Annotated in this window: 17 protein-coding genes; 12 read left to right on the top strand and 5 right to left on the bottom strand. The window is 35.5% G+C overall.

Annotated elements, in window-relative coordinates:
• Nucleotides 1-81: 81 nt before the first annotated feature.
• From JCM15579_RS08545 to JCM15579_RS08580, 9 genes are all read left to right on the top strand, one after another.
• Entirely contained in the window at nucleotides 82-3,534 is a 3,453-nt protein-coding gene (locus tag JCM15579_RS08545) for a 1,3-beta-D-glucan phosphorylase, GH149 family (protein ID WP_054718612.1), read from the top strand.
• A gap of 71 nt (nucleotides 3,535-3,605) precedes the next feature.
• Entirely contained in the window at nucleotides 3,606-4,490 is an 885-nt protein-coding gene (locus tag JCM15579_RS08550; protein ID WP_054718615.1) for a glycoside hydrolase family 17 protein, read from the top strand.
• A 36-nt stretch (nucleotides 4,491-4,526) separates the two neighbouring features.
• Complete coding sequence (locus JCM15579_RS08555; RefSeq protein ID WP_172677400.1) at nucleotides 4,527-5,474, top strand: glycoside hydrolase family 17 protein; 948 nt, start codon at nucleotides 4,527-4,529, stop codon at nucleotides 5,472-5,474.
• A gap of 11 nt (nucleotides 5,475-5,485) precedes the next feature.
• Nucleotides 5,486-5,722, top strand: a complete 237-nt coding sequence (locus JCM15579_RS20035; RefSeq protein ID WP_083464603.1) for a hypothetical protein — start codon at nucleotides 5,486-5,488, stop codon at nucleotides 5,720-5,722.
• A gap of 7 nt (nucleotides 5,723-5,729) precedes the next feature.
• A complete protein-coding gene (locus tag JCM15579_RS08560) occupies nucleotides 5,730-6,563 on the top strand; it encodes a glycosyl hydrolase family 17 protein (RefSeq protein ID WP_083464604.1) in 834 nt (277 codons plus the stop codon).
• A 48-nt stretch (nucleotides 6,564-6,611) separates the two neighbouring features.
• On the top strand, nucleotides 6,612-8,048 hold the full coding sequence (locus JCM15579_RS08565; protein WP_054718619.1) for an MFS transporter: 1,437 nt from the start codon (nucleotides 6,612-6,614) through the stop codon (nucleotides 8,046-8,048).
• 20 nt (nucleotides 8,049-8,068) lie between these two features.
• The gene (locus JCM15579_RS08570; protein ID WP_083464605.1) at nucleotides 8,069-9,559 is read left to right on the top strand and encodes a glycoside hydrolase family 30 protein; all 1,491 of its coding nucleotides are present in this window, start codon (nucleotides 8,069-8,071) and stop codon (nucleotides 9,557-9,559) included.
• A gap of 18 nt (nucleotides 9,560-9,577) precedes the next feature.
• Nucleotides 9,578-10,564, top strand: coding sequence for a glycoside hydrolase family 2 TIM barrel-domain containing protein (locus JCM15579_RS08575; protein ID WP_054718622.1), 987 nt, complete (start codon nucleotides 9,578-9,580; stop codon nucleotides 10,562-10,564).
• A 91-nt stretch (nucleotides 10,565-10,655) separates the two neighbouring features.
• Nucleotides 10,656-12,008 carry an MFS transporter gene (locus JCM15579_RS08580; RefSeq protein WP_054718625.1) on the top strand — a complete coding sequence of 451 codons (1,353 nt, stop codon included), beginning with the start codon at nucleotides 10,656-10,658 and terminating at the stop codon, nucleotides 12,006-12,008.
• A 195-nt stretch (nucleotides 12,009-12,203) separates the two neighbouring features.
• Here JCM15579_RS08580 and JCM15579_RS08585 read toward each other — a convergent pair whose 3' ends face one another.
• The 4 genes from JCM15579_RS08585 to JCM15579_RS20180 form a co-directional block, all read right to left on the bottom strand.
• Nucleotides 12,204-12,677, bottom strand: coding sequence for a hypothetical protein (locus tag JCM15579_RS08585; protein WP_054718628.1), 474 nt, complete (start codon nucleotides 12,675-12,677; stop codon nucleotides 12,204-12,206).
• A 65-nt stretch (nucleotides 12,678-12,742) separates the two neighbouring features.
• Entirely contained in the window at nucleotides 12,743-14,260 is a 1,518-nt protein-coding gene (locus JCM15579_RS08590) for a carbon-nitrogen hydrolase family protein (RefSeq protein ID WP_054718631.1), read from the bottom strand.
• A gap of 372 nt (nucleotides 14,261-14,632) precedes the next feature.
• Nucleotides 14,633-15,190 (bottom strand): RNA polymerase sigma factor, encoded by a 558-nt coding sequence (locus tag JCM15579_RS08595; protein WP_054718633.1) that lies wholly within the window; start codon nucleotides 15,188-15,190, stop codon nucleotides 14,633-14,635.
• A gap of 135 nt (nucleotides 15,191-15,325) precedes the next feature.
• Nucleotides 15,326-15,475 carry a hypothetical protein gene (locus JCM15579_RS20180; RefSeq protein WP_157471402.1) on the bottom strand — a complete coding sequence of 50 codons (150 nt, stop codon included), beginning with the start codon at nucleotides 15,473-15,475 and terminating at the stop codon, nucleotides 15,326-15,328.
• Nucleotides 15,476-15,642: 167 nt separating this feature from the next.
• Between JCM15579_RS20180 and JCM15579_RS08600 the strand changes: the two genes are divergently transcribed.
• The gene (locus JCM15579_RS08600) at nucleotides 15,643-16,653 is read left to right on the top strand and encodes a sensor histidine kinase (protein WP_054718636.1); all 1,011 of its coding nucleotides are present in this window, start codon (nucleotides 15,643-15,645) and stop codon (nucleotides 16,651-16,653) included.
• A gap of 5 nt (nucleotides 16,654-16,658) precedes the next feature.
• Nucleotides 16,659-17,294 carry a response regulator gene (locus JCM15579_RS08605; protein ID WP_172677401.1) on the top strand — a complete coding sequence of 212 codons (636 nt, stop codon included), beginning with the start codon at nucleotides 16,659-16,661 and terminating at the stop codon, nucleotides 17,292-17,294.
• 419 nt (nucleotides 17,295-17,713) lie between these two features.
• Here JCM15579_RS08605 and JCM15579_RS08615 read toward each other — a convergent pair whose 3' ends face one another.
• Nucleotides 17,714-18,571 carry a mechanosensitive ion channel family protein gene (locus JCM15579_RS08615; RefSeq protein WP_054718645.1) on the bottom strand — a complete coding sequence of 286 codons (858 nt, stop codon included), beginning with the start codon at nucleotides 18,569-18,571 and terminating at the stop codon, nucleotides 17,714-17,716.
• 77 nt (nucleotides 18,572-18,648) lie between these two features.
• Here JCM15579_RS08615 and corA point away from each other — a divergent pair, with 77 nt between their 5' ends.
• Entirely contained in the window at nucleotides 18,649-19,719 is a 1,071-nt protein-coding gene (gene corA, locus JCM15579_RS08620) for a magnesium/cobalt transporter CorA (protein WP_172677402.1), read from the top strand.
• Nucleotides 19,720-19,929: the final 210 nt, after the last annotated feature.

A 19,929-nucleotide genomic window follows, 5' to 3' on the forward strand; every position in this document is an offset into this window, starting at 1 on the left:
TCGAATCCTTTAAGGATTAATAATATAAAACTCAGAAGTTTTTTGTTGAAAGAAATTGAAGTTGAATCTAGTTAGATTAAAATGAAGAAGAGTAACATTTATCTGGGAAACACAAATTTGAATTGCAGCGGGGCTGAGATTAAAGGGGAATTTGTAGAACTAAATAATGAGAAGTTTTACAAGATTAGCAATTCTGACCAAATGGCGGACTTCTTTATGAGTATTGTTAGTGATTCAGATCACTGGATGTTCATATCAAGTAATGGTTCATTATCGGCAGGGAGAAAGAATCGTGATAATGCGTTATTTCCTTATTACACGGTTGATAAAATTCATGATTTTAAAGGTATTACAGGAAGTAAAACTTTGTTTTTGGTAGAGAAAGAGGAAAAAGATTTTCTATGGGAACCATTTGCAAAGAATTTGAAGGAAGTATATAAAATTCAAAGAAATCTATATAAGAGTATTTACGGCAACAAGATCATTTTCGAAGAGGTGAACCTTGATCTGGGAATTGAGTTTCAGTATGCCTGGTACAATTCAGAAAAGTTTGGATTTGTTCGTAAATCGAAAGTAAAAAACATTAGCGGTAATAAGCTAAATGCAGAAGTGCTTGATGGCATTCAAAATATCATTCCTTATGGATTCGATTACGCATTTCAGAGTGAATACAGTAACCTACTTGATGCCTATAAAAAGAATGAGTTGCTACCAGAATCTGGTTTGGGGTTGTTTATGTTGAGCTCAATCCCGGTTGATAGAGCAGAGCCAAGTGAATCATTAAAATGCACTACGGTATGGTCTGCAGGATTGCAAGACAAGAAAATCTTATTATCGGCGAAGCAGGAACCGAACTTCCTGAAAGGTTTGAATCTTGAAACTGAAGTTGATGTGAGAGCAACCCGAGGGGCTTACATGATAAATTCTGAATTGGAATTGTCTGATGGTAAATCTGAAGAATGGATGATTGTAGCAGAGATTAATCAGGATAGTTCAGATGTTTCAAATCTGAATGAATTCATTAAAAATGAAAAGAACCTACTTGTTGCTATTGATGAAGACATTCAATTGGGAACTGAAAATTTGATTAAGATTGTGGCTGACGCCGATGGTTTACAGTCGGGAAAAGATGATTTGTGTACTGCTCGTCATTTTTCGAATACCATGTTTAATGTAATGCGTGGTGGAATTTTCATTGATTCATACAATATTAATAGTGCAGATTTTGCTTTGTTTGTGGAGCAATCGAATTCTACAATTCATTCAGAATTTAATAGCTGGTTGAATGAACTGCCTGAAGAAATATCATATAATGAACTGATTGATAAAGTAAGTACTGTAGCTAATTCTGATTTGCAAAGAATTTGCATGGAGTACCTGCCATTAACATTTAGTCGTCGTCATGGCGATCCAAGTCGTCCTTGGAATCAATTCTCCATCGAAACTAAAAATGAAGACGGGAGTCCAAAGTTGAATTATCAGGGAAACTGGAGAGATATTTTCCAAAACTGGGAAGCTTTGGCCTGGTCATATCCTGAGTATTTGGAAGGGATGATTAGCAAGTTTGTGAATGCTTCTACTGCCGATGGATACAATCCATACCGAATTACTCGTGAAGGAATCGATTGGGAATGTCCTGATCCGGATGATCCATGGGCTTATATTGGATATTGGGGAGATCACCAGATTATCTATTTGCAGAAGCTTTTGGAGTTATCTAACCACTTTCATCCAGGAAAATTAGATGAACTTATAAGCAAGGAGATATTTGTGTATGCAAATGTGCCATACCGAATTAAACCTTACGATCAAATTGTTAAAAACCCACAGGATACCATTGGCTTTGATTTTGATCTGAATAATACAATAAAAGCAAATTACAAAGAGCTTGGTGCCGATGCTTTCTTGTTGCATCAAGGAAGTGAGATATACAGGGTGAACCTGATGGAAAAGGTATTGGTGACCTTACTAAGTAAGTTAAGCAATTTTATTCCTGAAGCTGGGATTTGGCTGAATACTCAGCGTCCTGAATGGAACGATGCAAACAATGCATTGGTGGGGAATGGTGTTTCCATGGTAACCCTATACTACTTGCGCAGATTTTTAAAGTTCTGGACTGAAAAACTGACTGGATTATCGGTAGAAGAAATCACTATTTCAGCAGAAGTGAAAGTGTTATTGGATAAGATCTTTAACCTATTTAATGAGCGACCAGACTTGTTGAATACTGGTTTTACCAACAAGGACAGAAAGCACTTTGCCGATGTTCTTGGTTTGGCAGGAACAGAATACAGAGAGAGCATCTATGAAAATTCATTCTCTGGAGAACGAAAGTCTGTTAAAATTGCAGATTTGGTAGAATTTACCAGATTGGCAATGGCTTATATGGATCAGTCGATTCGAGTGAATAAGCGCGAAGACAAGTTGTATCATGCTTATAATCTGATTTCAATTTCCGATGATGAAATATCGATTCGTTACCTGTATGAAATGTTGGAAGGGCAGGTAGCTGTGTTGAGTTCAGGATATTTATCGGCAGAAGAGAGTTTGGAAGTGCTGAATGCTTTAAAAGCGAGTTCATTATTCCGTGAGGATCAGTTTAGTTACATTTTGTATCCCGACAGGCAGTTGGCAAGATTTACTGAGAAGAATAACATTCCAAAACAGCAGGTAACAAAATCATCATTGCTTCAGAAATTAATTGAAGACAAAAATACTGCGCTTGTTTCTCTTGACCGATCAGGTCACTGTCATTTCAATGGTAAAATTCGAAATGCAGAGGTTCTTAAAGGAATTCTTGATGGATTAAATTCTCAATATAAATTATTGGTAGAGGCCGATAGAGATCTTGTTCTAAATACTTACGAAAGCATGTTCGACCATCAGTCTTTTACAGGAAGATCTGGAACGTTCTATGGATATGAAGGATTGGGAAGTATCTACTGGCACATGGTTTCGAAACTGCTTCTTGCCACCCAAGAGAATTTCTTTCTGGCTACCGACGAGAACTTAAGTGCAGAGTTGATTGGAAGATTGAAGGAACATTACTATGAAATAAAAGCTGGTATTGGAATCTACAAATCACCAGACTTGTATGGTGCTTTCCCAACTGATGCCTACTCTCATACTCCCGGAAATGCAGGAGCGAGGCAACCAGGTATGACTGGTCAGGTGAAAGAAGATTTCATTTCGAGAATGGGAGAGCTTGGTATTCGAATCGATCAGGGGAAAATTGTTTTCGATTTGCCTTTGCTGAACGAGCAGGAAGTTCTTAAGAATCCAGAGTTGTTTACCTACTATGATCTTCAAAATTCAAAGCAAACAATTGAATTGGAAGAGGGACAACTTGCATTCACATTTTGTAAGGTTCCAGTTGTTTTCTCAAAGGGAGCAATACCTGAGATAAAAATCATTTATAAAGATGGATCAAACACTTTGATCTCTGGTAATATCATCGATGAAAATAACAGTGCATCGATATTTAGAAGAGAAGATTCAGTGAAAAGAATTGATTATACAATGTCTGAAAACTAACAAATAAACTGTCGGTGTGGTTGCACTCTTGTAACCATACCGATAAACTTTAACCTTTTAAGCCTAAACCTATGTCTGTAAGAAGTGAATATTTAATGTCGTTGGCAGGGGTTGATCTTGAAGACAAAAGCCAAGATGAATTACGAGCGCTATACTATCAGTATTTGAATAGAGGAATGCATGGGATCTGTTTTAGTCCTTACGAGGAAGGACAGGAACCGGGAAACCAGATCAGCGAGGAACAGATTCGCAGAAGAATGGAAATTGTGAGTCCCCACACCAAGTGGATCAGGTCTTTTTCATGTACTGAAGGAAATGAATTGATTCCTAAAGTCGCCAGAGAATTTGGTCTGAAAACCATGGTAGGAGCATGGTTGGGGAAATATCAAAGCATTAACGAAAACGAAATTGAAGGTGTTATAGAAGTTGCAAAAGCTGGTTATGCGGATATCGTAGCGGTTGGTAACGAAGTCTTGTATCGTGAAGATTTAACGGAAGAAGAACTTCTGAGATACATCTACCGAGTGAAGGAAGAACTTCCTGGTATTCCTGTGGCTTATGTTGATGCATACTATGAATTCGCAAACCGACCTAAGGTTACCGAGGCCTGCGATGTGATTCTTGCAAACTGTTACCCATTCTGGGAGGGTTGTAGTCTCGAGAACTCATACCTGTATATGAAAGACATGTACAACCGTGCATTACGAGCTGGAGCAGGCAAGAAAGTAATCATTTCTGAAACAGGTTGGCCAAATGTAGGAGAGCAATTTCATGGTGCGGTGCCTTCTCAGGAAAATGCGATGAAGTACTTTATACAATCACAAAACTGGTCAAAAGAAGAAGATATCGAGATATTCTACTTCTCGTCGTTCGATGAAGAGTGGAAAACATCAGATGAAGGTGATGTAGGTGCCTATTGGGGAATTTGGGATAAGGATGAGAAGTTGAAATTTTAATTCGTGTACTCGCGAAGAAGACTAAGTAAATCGTTAATGAAGAAGATTACAGAACAGTTTGATATAAAATTTGATAAGGCTATTTGTTATTCAGGCTTTAGGAAAGGACAGAGTCCAGATGCTGGAATTTTTCCTACCTATGAGCAGATTAAAGAAGATTTGTTAATCCTACAAGGACACTGGAAATATTTAAGGCTTTATGCTTGCGATGAGCAAACCGATACTGTGCTTGAGGTAATTCGAAATGAGAAGCTTGATTTTCAAGTGATGCTAGGTGCATACATAGGTGCTGAAATGAACAATTTTAATTGTCCATGGGGAGGAATATACTCCGAAGGACAGCTGATTGTAAATAAAGAGCACAATATCAATCAAATTGAGAAATTAATAAAGCTTGCAAATCAATATCCTGATATCGTTTTTGCACTGTCCGCGGGTAATGAAGCTACAGTAAGTTGGACAGATCACTATGTTCCTGTTGAAAGTGTAATTCGATATGTGAAAATTATTAAGAAAGGTACCAAGCAGCCTGTTACATTTTGTGAAAACTATGTGCCTTGGCTGGATCATATCAAGGACCTTGTGGAAGCCGTGGATTTTATTTCCATTCATACTTACCCGGTTTGGGAATATAAGAATATTCATGAGGCCTTGGAATACACCAAACAAAACTATTATAGTATTGCTGAAAAACACCCTCACAAACCAGTTGTAATTACCGAGGCGGGTTGGGCAACAAATTCCAATGGACGAGGAATAGATCCTGAAAATGTAAGTGAAGATTTGCAAGCCATATACTACCAAGATTTAATGCAATGGACCGAAGAAGAAGAGATCCTCTGCTTTTATTTCGAAGCCTTTGATGAATCATGGAAAGGATCGCCGGAACCAATGGAACCTGAAAAACACTGGGGATTATTCACACTGGATAGGGAACCAAAGAAAGTGATGGAAAATCAATTTACTGAACTCATGCAAGCTTAAAACCTAAACATATGAAAAACTCAACAATAAAAAATACTTCAATACTGATATGTATTACGATTGGATTGTTCTCATGTAAGAATGCTGTAAAAAAATCGGATACAAACATTCATGGGGAAGTGAAACAGAATATGGAAATCAAACAAGAGAAAAAGGATCTTTTAGGTGGAACATCATGGGCCGTAGCTATTCAGGCTTTCGTAGCGGACAGCATCCCGACAGGGAAATGGAGCAGTAAATCCGAGTGATGCAGAAGTGCTGGAAGATTTAAAAATTATTTCGAAAGATTCATTGTTCAACTTAATTAGGTTGTATGATTGTGGCGAAAATTCACAGGCAGTACTAAGAATTATCGAAGAAAACCATCTGAATATTAAAGTGATGTTGGGTGTTTGGTTAAAAGCAGAATTGAGTGCTCATGAAACTTGTTCGTGGCTAAACGAACCTATTCCACAGGAAACTTTGGATAAAAATATGGTGGTGAATCAGGAAGAAATTCAAAGAGGAATTGCTTTAGCCAACAAATATCCGGAAACGGTAATTGCCGTGAATGTTGGGAATGAGGCATTGGTTGAATGGAACGACCACAAAGTGGATACCGATTCTATTATTTCCTATGTGAAAAGAGTAAAGAAAGAGATTCAGCAGCCAGTAACCGTTGCCGATAACTACGAATGGTGGATTAAAAGTGGACAGGAGCTGGCTAAGGTTGTAGACTTTGTTTCAATTCATGTTTACCCAGTTTGGGAAGGGAAGGACATTGATGAAGGAATGTCTTATACCATTCAAAATGTACAGGATGTGCGAAATGCTTTACCAGATAGCAAACTTGTGATTACCGAAACAGGATGGGCAAGCATTGCATCTGAATTTGGAGAAAGAGCCAGTGAGGAAAAACAGGAACGTTACTACCATGAATTGAATGAGTGGTCGAAGGAAATGAACATCACAACTTTCTTTTTTGAAGCTTTTGATGAGGATTGGAAAGGTGAAACAGCTAATCCGCTGGGAGCAGAAAAGCACTGGGGATTGTTTACGGTTGATAGAAAACCGAAAAAAGTAATGCAGGCTCTTTACCCAGAACTTTAACCAACAATATCTAATTACGAATCACTCACACCTAAAATACAAAGCAATATGGCACCCTATAAAACAGCGGCAGAAGATAAAGTTCCATTTGGACAGAAAGCAGCTTACGGAGCAGGACAATTAACAATCAACCTTTATCCGGCAGCCCTCGGCGTTTTTATGTTCTACCTGATCTACGGATTTAAAATGGATCCTGTTTTAGCTGGTTTATTATCTGCCTTACCAAAATTTTTCGATGCTTTAATTGACCCAATCATGGGTTATATTTCGGACAATACTCGTACTCGTTGGGGAAGAAGAAAACCTTATGTGCTGTTGGGGAGTATCATTACCGGGATTGCTTTTATGGTGCTGTGGCAATTGCACCCTGAAAATTCACAGACCTATAATTTCATCTACTTTTTAATTTTGTCAATTGTTTTCTTCCTGGCCTTTACCATATATTCTACACCATTTATTGGTTTGGGATACGAAATGACACCAGATTACAATGAACGAACCCGTTTAATGGCGGTAGGGCAGTTTTTTGGTCAGATGGCCTGGATGATTGCTCCATGGTTCTGGATCATGATTGGAAACTCAGATCTGTTTTTCGAGGAATCGACAACGGGAGTTAGGGTTCTATCTGTATGGGTTGGAGGTGCAAGCATCATATTGGGTGCCTTGCCTGCACTGTTTTGTAAGGAACTCAAATTGCCTAATTTGGAAGGAGAATCCAAATTAAGTATTCGGAAACTTGCTTCAAATCTAAAAGAATTTTGGACAGCAATTGTACAAACTTTAACCTGTAAGCCATTTGTGAAGCTGTGTGGTGCTACTTTTTTAATATTCAATGGTTTCCAGACGATTGCGCAGTTTTCTTACTTTATTATCCTGTATTATTTGTTTGATGGCAGCATCAGTGCTGCAGGTTCCTGGCCGCCATGGTTCAGTACTGTCAACGCTGCTTGCACTGCATTTCTGATTATTCCCATTGTAACTCGTATCTCTACAAAAGTTGGGAAGAGAAAGGCCTTCATTATATCCACTTTGCTTTCCATTGTAGGTTATGTGCTAAAGTGGTGGGGATTTAACCCTGCCAATCCATGGTTGATGTTTATTCCATTACCATTGATTTCTTTCGGTATTGGTGGTTTGTTTACATTAATGATGTCAATGACTGCGGATGTTTGTGATTTGGATGAATTGAATAATGGAACACGCCGTGAGGGAATGTTTGGGGCTGTTTATTGGCTGATGGTGAAGTTGGGTAATGCGCTTGCATTTTTAGTGAGTGGTGTAGTTCTAAAAATGGTTGGCTTTGATCAAAATGCTGAAATTCAAACTGCAGAATCATTGATAAACCTTAGGTTGGCTGATATTATTATCCCAATATTTTTTGCTCTTCTTGCCATTTGGATGATGATGAAGTATAGCATTTCGGAGCAAAGAGCACTTGAAATTCGACAGGCCTTAATTGCCCGAAGAGGTAAAGTAAAACATTAAATAAACTTTATAGGACAATCATGAAACGAAACTATTTATTGATATTATTTATAAGCATTGGTATGATGGCTTGTAATTCAAAGAATAAGAATTTACTTGTTGATGTCTATGAAACATCAGCGGCAGGGAATAAACTTCAAAAAATTGAAATATCCAAAAACGGTAAGACAAGTGTTGAAATCAATATTAAGCCTGATGAGAAATTCCAGGAAATTATAGGTTTTGGAGGTTCGTTTACTGAATCAACAGCCTACCTGATGAATCAAATTGGGAAAGAAAATCGAAAGCAAATTTTAGATGCCTATTTTGGAGAAAATGGAGCAAGATATTCACTAACCAGAACCCATATTAACTCATGTGATTTTTCCTTAAGCAACTACTCTTATGCTCCGGTTGAAGGAGACAAGGAGCTAAAGCATTTTTCTATCGACGAAGATCGTGATGATATTATTCCAATGATAAAAGAAGCAATGGCAGTTTCGAAGGATGGCTTTAAGATCATGTCGTCGCCATGGACTGCTCCTGTTTGGATGAAAGACAACAAGGATTGGAAAGGTGGAAAATTACTTCCTGAGTATTACGATACCTGGGCTCTGTATTTCTCTAAATATATTAACGAGTATAAGAAAGAAGGAATTAATATTTGGGGATTAACCGTTGAGAATGAACCTTTAGGTAATGGATACAATTGGGAGAGTATGCATTTTACACCTGAAGAAATGGTTGACTTTGTTAGTAATCATTTGGGGCCAAAATTGAAGGCAGATGGTCATGATGTAAAGGTATTGGGATATGATCAAAATCGTGATGAGTTGAAAGAGTGGACTGATGTAATGTATAAAGATGAAGAATCTTCAGAATATTTTGATGGTATGGCCATTCATTGGTATGCCAGTACATTCGATTATATGCCTGACGTGTTGCAATACACACATAAAAAAGCACCTAACAAACTGATGATTCAATCAGAAGCTTGTGTAGATGCAGAAGTGCCTCAGTGGAATGATGATGCATGGTACTGGAAAAAAGAAGCGACTGATTGGGGGTATGATTGGGCACCAGATGAGCAAAAGTATCTTCACCCGAAATATGTGCCGGTATACCGTTATGCTCGTGATATTATTGGTTGCCTGAACAATTGGGTACAAGGATGGGTTGATTGGAATATGGTGCTTGATACTCAAGGTGGTCCAAACTGGGCAAATAACTGGTGTTTGGCTCCTGTAATTGTTGATCCTAAGAAAGATGAGGTATACTTCACTCCAATGTACTACACTTTGGCACACTTTAGCAAGTACATTCGTCCTAGAGCTATCCGAATTGGTTTTGAATCGAATAATGATGATTTAATGGTAACTGCGGCTCAAAACCCTGATGGTTCAATTGCCGTTGTAGTATTGAATATGAAAGAGGAAGCTAAGCAGTTAAAGCTGACAATGGCCGGAAAGGAAAGCACTTTTAAAATTGACGCCCAAGCAGTACAAACAATTGTCATTCATCAGGATAAATAAACAGAAATAATGCCTACTATGAATAAATTTCTATGTATAGCCTTTTTAATGATTTGTTTTGCGTGCAATCAAAAGGAAAATCTTGTTTCAATATCAGGTAGAAATATTGTGCTTAATGATTCTGTCTATCTCATTAAAGGAATTTGTTATCATCCTGTTCCAAAAGGCAGTAAACAAAGAAGCTTTGAAAGACTTGAACAAGATTTGGCCTTGATGAATGAGGCAGGAATAAATACGATCAGACTGTATTCTCCTGTTGATGATCAAGCAGTATTGGATCAAATCCATAAGGCAGGAATAAAAATCATAGTAGGCTTTGGTTACAATCAGAATGGACATTTTGATATTCTCTCAGGGAGTTTTGCCAATTACATTAACAAGTATAAATCCCATCCTGCCATTTTGTTTTGGGAATTGGGGAATGAATACAATTACCATCCCGAGTGGTTTGATGGTGATATGAAAAACTGGTATGCTGCATTGAACCAGTCAGCACAAAAAGTTCATGAAATTGATAAGCATCACCCTGTTGCTACGGCTCATGGAGAGCTACCCGATTCCCTTGCACTTTCCATTTGTACTGATATTGATATCTGGGGAATGAATGTGTATCGATGGGATGATCCGACAGACATTTTCAGGGAATGGAAAAGCATTAGCAAAAAGCCAATGTACCTGTCTGAAGCTGGTGCCGATAGTTACATGACCATTTCGAAGAGTGGCTATGAACAAGGTGAGAATCAAAAAGCCCAGACCGATGCCACCAGGAAGATCTTAAAATCTACTTTCGAGAATCAGGAGGTATGTGCAGGAGTTGCTTTATTTGCCTTTGTAGATGAATTCTGGAAAGCTGGAAATCCTGATACACAAGATCCGGGAGGTTGGGCACCAAACAGCAGTGGTGTTCCATATGATGGTGCTCCCAATGAAGAGTATTGGGGCATTGTAGATATCGAAAGAAATAAAAAAGAAGCTTTTTACATTGTGAAAGAACAGTACAAATAATCTAAAAGGCAAAGTCAACACGACATGAAGTATTTTTTTGAGTGTCTATATGTCGTTTGTTCGAAATTTAAATTCAAAAATATTAGCAGCGATGGACAAAGCAGATTCAAAATTATCATTAAAAGAGAAAATCGGATACAGCCTAGGAGATACAGCCTCCCATTTTGTATGGGATATGGTTGGTTTCTGGATTCTGATATTCTACACCGATACTTTTGGAATCTCGGCAGCCGCTGCGGGAACCATTATGCTAATCGCTCGTTTTTGGGATATGGTTAGCGATCCGCTAATGGGAATTATTGCAGATAGGACAAAGACCAAATGGGGAAAATTCAGGCCTTATATTTTATGGATGGCTGTACCTTATAGTGTTTTAGCTGTTTTGACCTTTACAACCCCAAATTTGGGTCCAACAGGTAAGGTAATTTATGCAGGAACTACCTATTTTCTATTAATGACAGTGTTCACTGCTATTAACCTGCCTTATTCATCTTTGGGAGCTGTAATGACTTCCGATTCATATGAACGTGCTGGTTTAAATTCCTATCGATTTATATTTGCTTTTGTTGGGCAGTTTATCGTATCGGGAACAGCATTGTCGTTGGCTTTGTATTTTGGTGGTGGCGATACTGCTAAGGGATATCAATACACATTAATATTGTTTGGAGGAATCAGTTTGATTCTGTTCTTAATTACCTTTAAAACTACCCGGGAAAGAGTTCAACCTCCAAAGGAACAACAGGAGAACCTTAAAGAGGATTTTAAAAACTTATTTAAAAACAAACCTTGGGTAATCCTGTTTTTTGTTGGCATCATCTCATTTATCATGTTTGCCATGCAGAATTTGTCCATTGCATATTATTTCAAGTATTATATTGGGAATGAGGAAAATGTCCAGTTATTCAATGTGATTGGAACGGTAGCGCTTATTGTTGCTATTCCGTTTTCGAAACCATTGGCTCAAAAATTTGGTAAGAGAAATGTGTTCTTGGCTAGTTCATTATTGTCTGGATTTTTCTTCATTTGCCTTTATATCCCTTCTTCCGATAACCTGTTTCTGATTTATATCTTTAATATTCTTGCTAAGATTTCTTATGCTCCAGCAGTTCCTTTGCTTTGGACAATGCTTGCCGATACGGCAGATTATTCGGAATGGAAATCGGGCCGAAGAGCTACTGGATTGGTATTTTCTGCTGCTACCTTTGCTCAGAAAGCAGGTTGGGGTGTAGGAGGTGCATTGGCAGGATGGTTACTGGCAGTATTCCAGTTTACAACCAATGCAGAGCAAACAGCAATTGCCATTACTGGAATAAAACTAATGATTTCAGTATTCCCTGGCATTCTATATATGTCATGTGCAATATTATTGTATTATTATACCATCGACCATGAAACTTGTGAACGAATGAAAAGAGATTTGGATGCAAGAAGGTTAAATGATTAAAATGCAGTTTTTTGAGAATTATATAAGAGTTTCTCTAAACAAGCTAAGGTCATAAAGTTAAGGCTTAAAACTAAAATGACTCTGCATTTAAATTCTAGCTACCAAAAGATCAAATTGATTAAAGTATAAAAAAATGATAGCCATCCTGGGGGAGGATGGCCATCTGTAAAGAGTCATATGCAAAAGTCGATTTGTTTATTCTACATCTTCTTCATCTTCTGTAGATTCATCAACCGAAGAAAATGAAACTTTTTTTGACTCCAATATTTCATATACTTCAGACATTTTTATTTTATAAATGGATTCTCCATCATCTGCCTGAATTCGATAAAAGTTTATTTTTTCAGGTGTTTCAACCAAGAAAATATTATCGATAACGGCACCTTTATATTTTTTATAAATAGGTTTGGTGATTTCAGCTGATGCAGATTCCACATTAATTGATGTAGAAGTTTCCAGCCATTTTCCATCATCAGAAAACATAGCAAGCTTATATTCTTCCTCAATATAAAAAGAAGCTTCATACTCTCCATCTATCTCTGTCCAAATAATATCTTCAGCTTCTGCAAACATTTTTACAAATGCATCATTTACTTGTTTTGGAACATCATAATCCTGTCCAAAAGCTATCAATGGAAGAATACCTATAAGTAATAATAATTTTTTCATTTCAATTGTTTTTAAGAATTATGACATTTAGACGGCATAGTTTTTTAAAGTCACAACCGATCACATTATAGTTTTTGAATTTTATATAAATTTTTTCTCATATCTTTTAAATTTCGATAGGTACCATATTCATGTAAGATTTTTAATAAGCTTAAGTCTAAATCGGCCACCAAGGTCATTTCAGTGTTTGGAGTTGATTCTGCTAATATGGCATCTGTAGGAAATGAAAAGTCAGAAGGGGTGAAAATTGCCGATTGAGCGTATTGAACATCCATGTTTGATACTTTAGGTAGATTTCCAACACATCCGGCAATAGCAACATAACATTCATTTTCAATGGCTCGAGCTTGGGCGCATCTTCGAACCCTATAATAGCTGTTTTTAGTATCAGAAATGAAAGGAACAAATAACACTTCAATTTTTTCTTGCGACATTATTCTTGATAATTCGGGAAATTCAATATCATAACTTGATAGAATCCCAATTTTGCCACAATCGGTTGATAAAACTTTTATTTCATCCCCACCTTTCATTCCCCAATAGGATGACTCAGCCGGTGTAGGATGAATTTTAAACTGATAATCCATCGTTCCATCTCGACGAAACAAGTAAGAAATCCCCTTTAGTTGATAATCATCAATTACAGGTATGCAACCTGCTATTATATTTGTGTTATATTTTACTGCAAAATCAGCAAAGGTATTTTTTAACGAATTAGAAATTAAAGCAAGTTTTCGAATGGCTTCGGATTCAGTTAAATCTTTGAAGTTGGCCAGAAGTGGTGCATGAAATAGTTCTGGAAACAATATAAAATCAACCTTATAGCGACTTAAGGAATCTATAAAATACTCCACCTGTTCGATCAAACTTTCTTGATTTTCAAATGGTCGCATCTGCCATTGAACAATTCCAATTCTGATTGTGGTTTTAGGTGAATTAATGAGCAGCTCTTCTTCCTGGTAGTAAATATTATTCCACTCCAATAAAGTAGCATACTCCTTTGATTCAACATCACCAGGTAAATAACCTTTTAATATTTTTTTTACATGAAAATCATTAGCCAACTGAAAACCTAATACAGGATCTTCAATTTCTTTATTTCTAACTTTGTCAATATAAGTTCTAGGACTATAAACATCTGCATAGCGAATGTAATTTGGGATTCTGCCACCAGCAATTATTGATTTTAAATTTAACTGTTCGCAAAGTTCTTTCCTGGCATCATATAGTCTTCTTCCAAGCCTTTTATCTCTATGTTCAGGATGCACCAATACCTCTATACCATATAAAACATCCCCATCTTTTGAGTGGGTTGAGAAAGTATAGTTTCCAGTTGCTTGCTCATATGTGTGCTGGTTCCCAAATTGTTTGTAATCTACAATGATGGATAATGCACAAGCAACAACTTTACTGTTAATTTCGATACATATTTGACCTTCAGGGAATATATTGAGTAACTTCTCAAGGTCGGATTTACTCCAAAATTGACCGCCAATTCCCGAATAAGCTTCAGTTGATGCCTCTTTTAATGAATAATAGTCATCAATTTCAAGATGTCTAAGCTCTATTTTTTGTTTTGCCATGTCTTAAGTGAAATATTGAAAGGGACAGGAATGATAAACTAACATTTATGTGATCAATTAAAATCTGTCCCTTTCTGTAGTCTGATATATAAACAACAAAACCTAACAAGTGTTTTCAAAAGGAGATAAGCATTCATAAAGTAGAGACGATTGGAAGTGCTACGGCAACCAGATTGTAGCACTTCCTATTTCACCCTAAAAAATAAAACATAGTTATAATAAGATAATTTACGTATTTAGTCTTATTGATTAGTGTCCACAACAAACTGATTTTTATTAATCTTGTAGGTGAAATAATCATCTCATGTTTCTGCAAATATTTAAACATTACCCTTAAGCAGGATACATATTAGACAGAATAAGGTTGAAAAGTCACATCATTTCATATGAAAATTTCATTTGTTTGCTGATTTTTTGTTTGGCTCGCTGTAATCTCATTTTTACAGCACTTTCTCCCATATGAAATTGATCTTGTAATTCTTTTATACTTTTCCCTTCTAAATATTTTAATTTCAGCATTAGTTGCTCAGTTTCAGATACCGATTTTATAACACTTTCAAGCGATACATTGTCTAAGTTATTAGGTTCATACTCTTCATCTGCCAAGTCATAAACTAATGAAGATAGCTTCTCATACTTGTTGCGATATTTTTTTCGGTAATCTTCAATACAGAAGTTGTGCGTAATTCTAAATAACCATGTCGAGAACTCTGAATTGCCTCTAAACAGATGCAGTTTACTAAAAGTTCTAAGGAAAATTTCCTGCACTAGATCATAGGCCTCAATTGGATCTTTCGAAAAAGAAAGACATTTGTAATATACATTGTTGAAATGTCTTTCATATAAAATGCCCAGACTTGTTTGATCGCCTTGCAAATGATAATGTACCAATTGTTCATCGGATAAATTCCTATCCACAGACTTTTTCATCTTTTAACTTTATAAATTGTTATACACTTAAAAGTATGAAGTGCTCTTTGGATAAATTTCAGGTAAAATACTGTTTTTATTTCTAAGTGGAATAACAGAAAAAAAGTAGGTGATTTCACCTACTTGCAAACTCTATTAATGAGATCTTCCATCTAACTCATCGGTCAGAATACCTTGATAATAATCCTGTAAAAGCTTCTTTTTAGGAGCGGATTTAATCGGTTTTCTACTTCGATTTGATTTCATTCCTTTTTCAGACATGAAAGTTTTAAATGTTTTAGACATGATTTTAAGTATTATTTGATCTAATAATTTTGTGCTTATTTGACGCTTGATTAATAAAAAAGTCACATCTTATAATAGGTATTGAAATATTATTTAATATTGATATTTAATAATGAAATATTATAAAATTAAAATCTCGGTTTAGTGTAATTCTGAAAATCAAATTAATGACACAAGAAATCCATAATGATCAGATTAAGAATCTTCTTAGTTCAGTTGTTAATAATGCACCTTATGGCATGATTGCAATTGATAATTTTGATCAAATTGTGCTTGTAAACGAGCAGGCAATTTCTTTTTTGAAGCTTGATGTGAACCCCAATGATTTAAATGAACTTGTAATTTTTGATCAAATAAAGCATGTAGAGCAATTGTATTTGAAATTGAATCAGATTGTTAAAAATCAATATCAGGATTTTAATATAGATGCGTTGCCATTTGATGATAAGTTTTTAAATATTCGAGGTAGGAAAATAAAAGAAGGTTATATCGTAACAATCGAGGATATCACCAGAGATAAAGAGATGGAAATGGTTGCTTTAAACTCAATGCTGGAAGGTCAGGAGTTGGAGAGAAGAAGAATAGCCAAGGAAATTCATGATGGAATCGGCCCAAGTTTATCAACAGTTCGTCTTTTGTTGGAAAATATTTCATCAGAAAATAACCGACTCGATAATACAAAGTTCTCTACTCAAATGTCAGTGATTTTTGATATGATTGATTCTTTAACAGGTGATATTAGGGATATTTCACATCAGTTAATGCCTAAGTTGTTGATTGATTTTGGTATTATTCCAGCACTGGAGAATCTGATTAATAGAATTAATAAAGCTGAAAGAATAAAAATTATTTTATTTCACTCGATTCTTAGTGAGCGATTTCCTGAGTTAATTGAACTAGGCCTGTATCGAATATGTCAGGAATTGATTAATAATTCAGTAAAGCATTCATCGGCCTCTGAAGTGCAGGTGCAATTAATAGAACATCCAGACAGCATAATTTTAATGGTTGAGGATAATGGCTGTGGATTTGATAAAACATTTGTAATGAAGGAAAATCCGGGAGTGGGATTAATTAATGTAGAATCTAGAACCAATGCATTTGGAGGTAACTTTATTTTAGATACAGCAATATCAAAAGGAGTTACTGCTACTATTGAAATACCTTTGGAAAAATGACAGGAATGAAGATCAAAATCTTAATAGCTGATGATCATAAAATGTTTAGAGAAGGGATAAAAGCTCTTCTTCAGAAAGAAAAGATGATTGAAGTTTGCGGTGATGCGGATAATGAACATGATATTCTAAGTTTAATTAAATTATCTCGTCCGGATGTTGTTTTGATGGATATTGATATGGGTACAACCAGCGGTATCAATCTAACAGAAAAAATTAAGGCATATGATGGGAGTATAAATGTATTAGCGGTATCTATGCATGGAGATAAAGAATATGTGGTAAAAATGTTAGAGGCTGGAGCTGTTGGGTACATTCTTAAAAATGCAGGCAAGGAAGAGATGTTAAGAGCGATTAAATGTGTTGCGGTTGGCGATACTTATTTAAGCGGCGAAGTTTCAAAAAACCTGATGTTTGGTAGAATTGAAAAATCAAAAACAGAAAAATCGATTTCCTTAACAAAACGTGAAATAGAGATATTAAAGCTTATTGCACAAGAATTTTCAAATAATGAAATTGCATCTCAGTTATTTGTAAGTGTAAGAACAGTGGATACCCATCGGAGAAATTTAATGGAAAAATTGGCGGTTAAAAATACTGCTGGTTTGGTTAAATATGCTTTTAGAAATAAACTTGTAGAATAGTATATCATTCACTAAAAACTTTAACCAATTTTCCATTGTTCGTGAAAATCGCGTTTATTGATTCTTCTTGATAAAAAAATTTCACTTTATACATTTCATGACCAAGCATCCGCCATTTAATATTGGATGCTGCAGGAAAATAATTCTTAAAAGCCCTTAGAACACTGCTATTAGGTAAGGTTTTCCAATATATGAAGGAATCTAATATATCGTTATCCAAACTTCTCTTTTTACTCATATTTTGTGCCTTATTTACCATTAGACGACAATTAGAGCATCAAGTCACATAACAAAACAAAGGCTTCTTGCTAAACATGAAGCCTTCTCATAATCTTTTATTGTAGTTATTTTTGATATGTTTTTTGAATTGCAATTTTTTAAATGACTTGATATCATGTGATTTGATAATCTTTAGTGAGTTATTTTCTAAGGTAGACTGTTTGATGTGGAAAAGGGATTTCAATGTCGCTTTTATCAAAATTTTCTTTAATGGATTTTAGTAAATCACATTTCATCACAAATGCTTTTCCATTATTCTCGGCCCAAACATATGCTCTTAAGAGTACACTGGAGTCAGCTAACTGAATAACACGAACTATTACTTTTTCAACCCCTTCTTCAATTTCTGCTTCTGATCTGTTATCAATAAGATTTGGGTGTTTTTCTGCTTCTGATCGTATAATTGAAATGGCATTATCTATAGATGAAAAATAACTTATTCCAATTTCAACAAATGCACATACTTTTGGATCAGCAATTGAGGAATTAAGAATAGTTTCAGAACTGATTACAGAATTTGGGATAATTACCCGTCTGTTTTCCGGGTTTTTGATGACAGTATGTCTTAGTGTTATATCTTCAACAGTTCCAAAATGTAGATCTCCAACCTTTATGTAATCACCAACTCTAAAAGGTTTGAAAATGACCACAAAGATACCGCTAACGATATTTGAAAAGGCTTGTTGTGAAGCAAAACCAACAATTGCAGCAAGTATACCTGCACTGGCTAACAAGCTAACACCAATACTTTTTAATTCAGGAATCGAATAAAATACAATGATAATAACCAAGATGAATATTAGAAAACTTACCGCATTTTTTAAAAAGTTGTAATTTGTAGGATCCGCATTTAATTTTTTCGCAGACCTTAGAACCATGCGATGCATAAAAAAGCGAATCACTTTAGAAGCAATGAATCCAATAAGAATGGCAAAGATTACAAACAATACTTTATAGCCTATGCCTAAATCCTTTAAAATACTTTCAACTGCAGCCATCTGAAATAAGTAATATTGAGTAAATTTAACTGTTAGAAATAAAATTAAATATAGTATAAAATACAACTGTTTGGATGATGGGAAATAAAAAAGTAAAAAGAAATTCCACAAAAAGAGGAATGTCTCCAGGTACGCTTATTCATGTAGGAAAGCAGCGAGTTAGTAATGCATCAATTCAGCTTGTAAAATATAATGAGAATAGAATTCAATTGGAGGAGTTTGTAAGTGATCTCTCCAATATTGAATTTCCAAAACCATCAAGTGAGCATGTTACTTGGATAAACTTAAAAGGAGTTGATATTCCTGCTTTGGAAAATCTGGGTAAACAATTCAATATCCACGATTTAGTTTTGGAAGATATTTTAAATAATTCTCTAAGACCTAAATTTGAAGTTTTTGAGAATTATTATTACCTAACAATAAAAATGGTATTGACGGATAAAGATGAATTAACTTATGGTTCCGTACCTGTTCATTTTATACAAGGCGATAGGTTTGTTTTATCTTTTGTGGATTTTGAAGAACCAATTTTTGATGCAGCATTGTTTAGACTTAGAAATCAACCGAAGAAAATCAGAGGTAAAGGTGCGGATTATCTTCTTTTTGCTTTAGCAGATGTGGTTATTGACAATTATTTTGAGTTGATTGAAACTGGAAATGATAAACTGGAGAAACTGGATGAAGAAATTTCAAACCCGTCAAATGAGGATATACCAAGTTCGATTAGGGAATACAGGCGAGTTTTGCTAAGAGCCAGAAGAGGAATAACACCAGTACAAGAAGCATATGCAATTCTGGTGAATGATGATCTTCATTTGATTAAAGAAGAGAATGTTAAGTACTTTCGAGATACTAAAGATCATATTCTATTCGTAATTGATCAGTTGGATTTTTTGAGGGACAATTTATCGGCAATAAATGAATCATATCAGTCGATTCAGGATAATCAATTAAATCAGGTAATGAAGCTATTAACACTAATAGCAACGATCTTTATCCCCCTGACTTTCTTGGCTGGTATTTATGGAATGAATTTTTCTAATATGCCAGAACTTAATTATAAATATGGATATTATACCTTATTGGGAATTATGACTTTGCTGGCTATTGTAATGGTTGTTTGGTTCAAGAAGAAGAAGTGGATGTAGAATGTTTATTTGGAACGGCTAGGTCTGAAGAATATTCTTTGGATTATTCCCGAGCTGTGGCGTAAAATTATTTGACTGTTAAATGTATTAAGCTGCTTCAATTGTTGGAGCAGTTTTTTGTTTTTATTCTCAGCTATGCAAGGCGGTTTAATCTATCTTTAAACCCAGATAATAAAAAAGCTTTCATTTATGAAAGCTCTTTATTTACAA

Origin of the sequence: Marinifilum fragile JCM 15579 (assembly GCF_001310955.1) — a bacterium.
GTDB classification, from domain to species: Bacteria; Bacteroidota; Bacteroidia; order Bacteroidales; family Marinifilaceae; genus Marinifilum; species Marinifilum fragile.

What these genes read in the sequence shown, in the direction of transcription:
- JCM15579_RS08590 (WP_054718631.1), bottom strand. Translation starts at nt 14,260, where the DNA reads ATGGCAAAACAAAAAATAGAGCTTAGACATCTTGAAATTGATGACTAT.
- JCM15579_RS08555 (WP_172677400.1), top strand. Translation starts at nt 4,527, where the DNA reads ATGAAGAAGATTACAGAACAGTTTGATATAAAATTTGATAAGGCTATT.
- JCM15579_RS08565 (WP_054718619.1), top strand. Translation starts at nt 6,612, where the DNA reads ATGGCACCCTATAAAACAGCGGCAGAAGATAAAGTTCCATTTGGACAG.
- JCM15579_RS08570 (WP_083464605.1), top strand. Translation starts at nt 8,069, where the DNA reads ATGAAACGAAACTATTTATTGATATTATTTATAAGCATTGGTATGATG.
- JCM15579_RS20035 (WP_083464603.1), top strand. Translation starts at nt 5,486, where the DNA reads ATGAAAAACTCAACAATAAAAAATACTTCAATACTGATATGTATTACG.
- JCM15579_RS08575 (WP_054718622.1), top strand. Translation starts at nt 9,578, where the DNA reads ATGAATAAATTTCTATGTATAGCCTTTTTAATGATTTGTTTTGCGTGC.
- JCM15579_RS08600 (WP_054718636.1), top strand. Translation starts at nt 15,643, where the DNA reads ATGACACAAGAAATCCATAATGATCAGATTAAGAATCTTCTTAGTTCA.
- JCM15579_RS08615 (WP_054718645.1), bottom strand. Translation starts at nt 18,571, where the DNA reads ATGGCTGCAGTTGAAAGTATTTTAAAGGATTTAGGCATAGGCTATAAA.
- JCM15579_RS08550 (WP_054718615.1), top strand. Translation starts at nt 3,606, where the DNA reads ATGTCTGTAAGAAGTGAATATTTAATGTCGTTGGCAGGGGTTGATCTT.
- JCM15579_RS08580 (WP_054718625.1), top strand. Translation starts at nt 10,656, where the DNA reads ATGGACAAAGCAGATTCAAAATTATCATTAAAAGAGAAAATCGGATAC.
- JCM15579_RS20180 (WP_157471402.1), bottom strand. Translation starts at nt 15,475, where the DNA reads ATGTCTAAAACATTTAAAACTTTCATGTCTGAAAAAGGAATGAAATCA.
- corA (WP_172677402.1), top strand. Translation starts at nt 18,649, where the DNA reads ATGGGAAATAAAAAAGTAAAAAGAAATTCCACAAAAAGAGGAATGTCT.
- JCM15579_RS08545 (WP_054718612.1), top strand. Translation starts at nt 82, where the DNA reads ATGAAGAAGAGTAACATTTATCTGGGAAACACAAATTTGAATTGCAGC.
- JCM15579_RS08595 (WP_054718633.1), bottom strand. Translation starts at nt 15,190, where the DNA reads ATGAAAAAGTCTGTGGATAGGAATTTATCCGATGAACAATTGGTACAT.
- JCM15579_RS08605 (WP_172677401.1), top strand. Translation starts at nt 16,659, where the DNA reads ATGAAGATCAAAATCTTAATAGCTGATGATCATAAAATGTTTAGAGAA.
- JCM15579_RS08585 (WP_054718628.1), bottom strand. Translation starts at nt 12,677, where the DNA reads ATGAAAAAATTATTATTACTTATAGGTATTCTTCCATTGATAGCTTTT.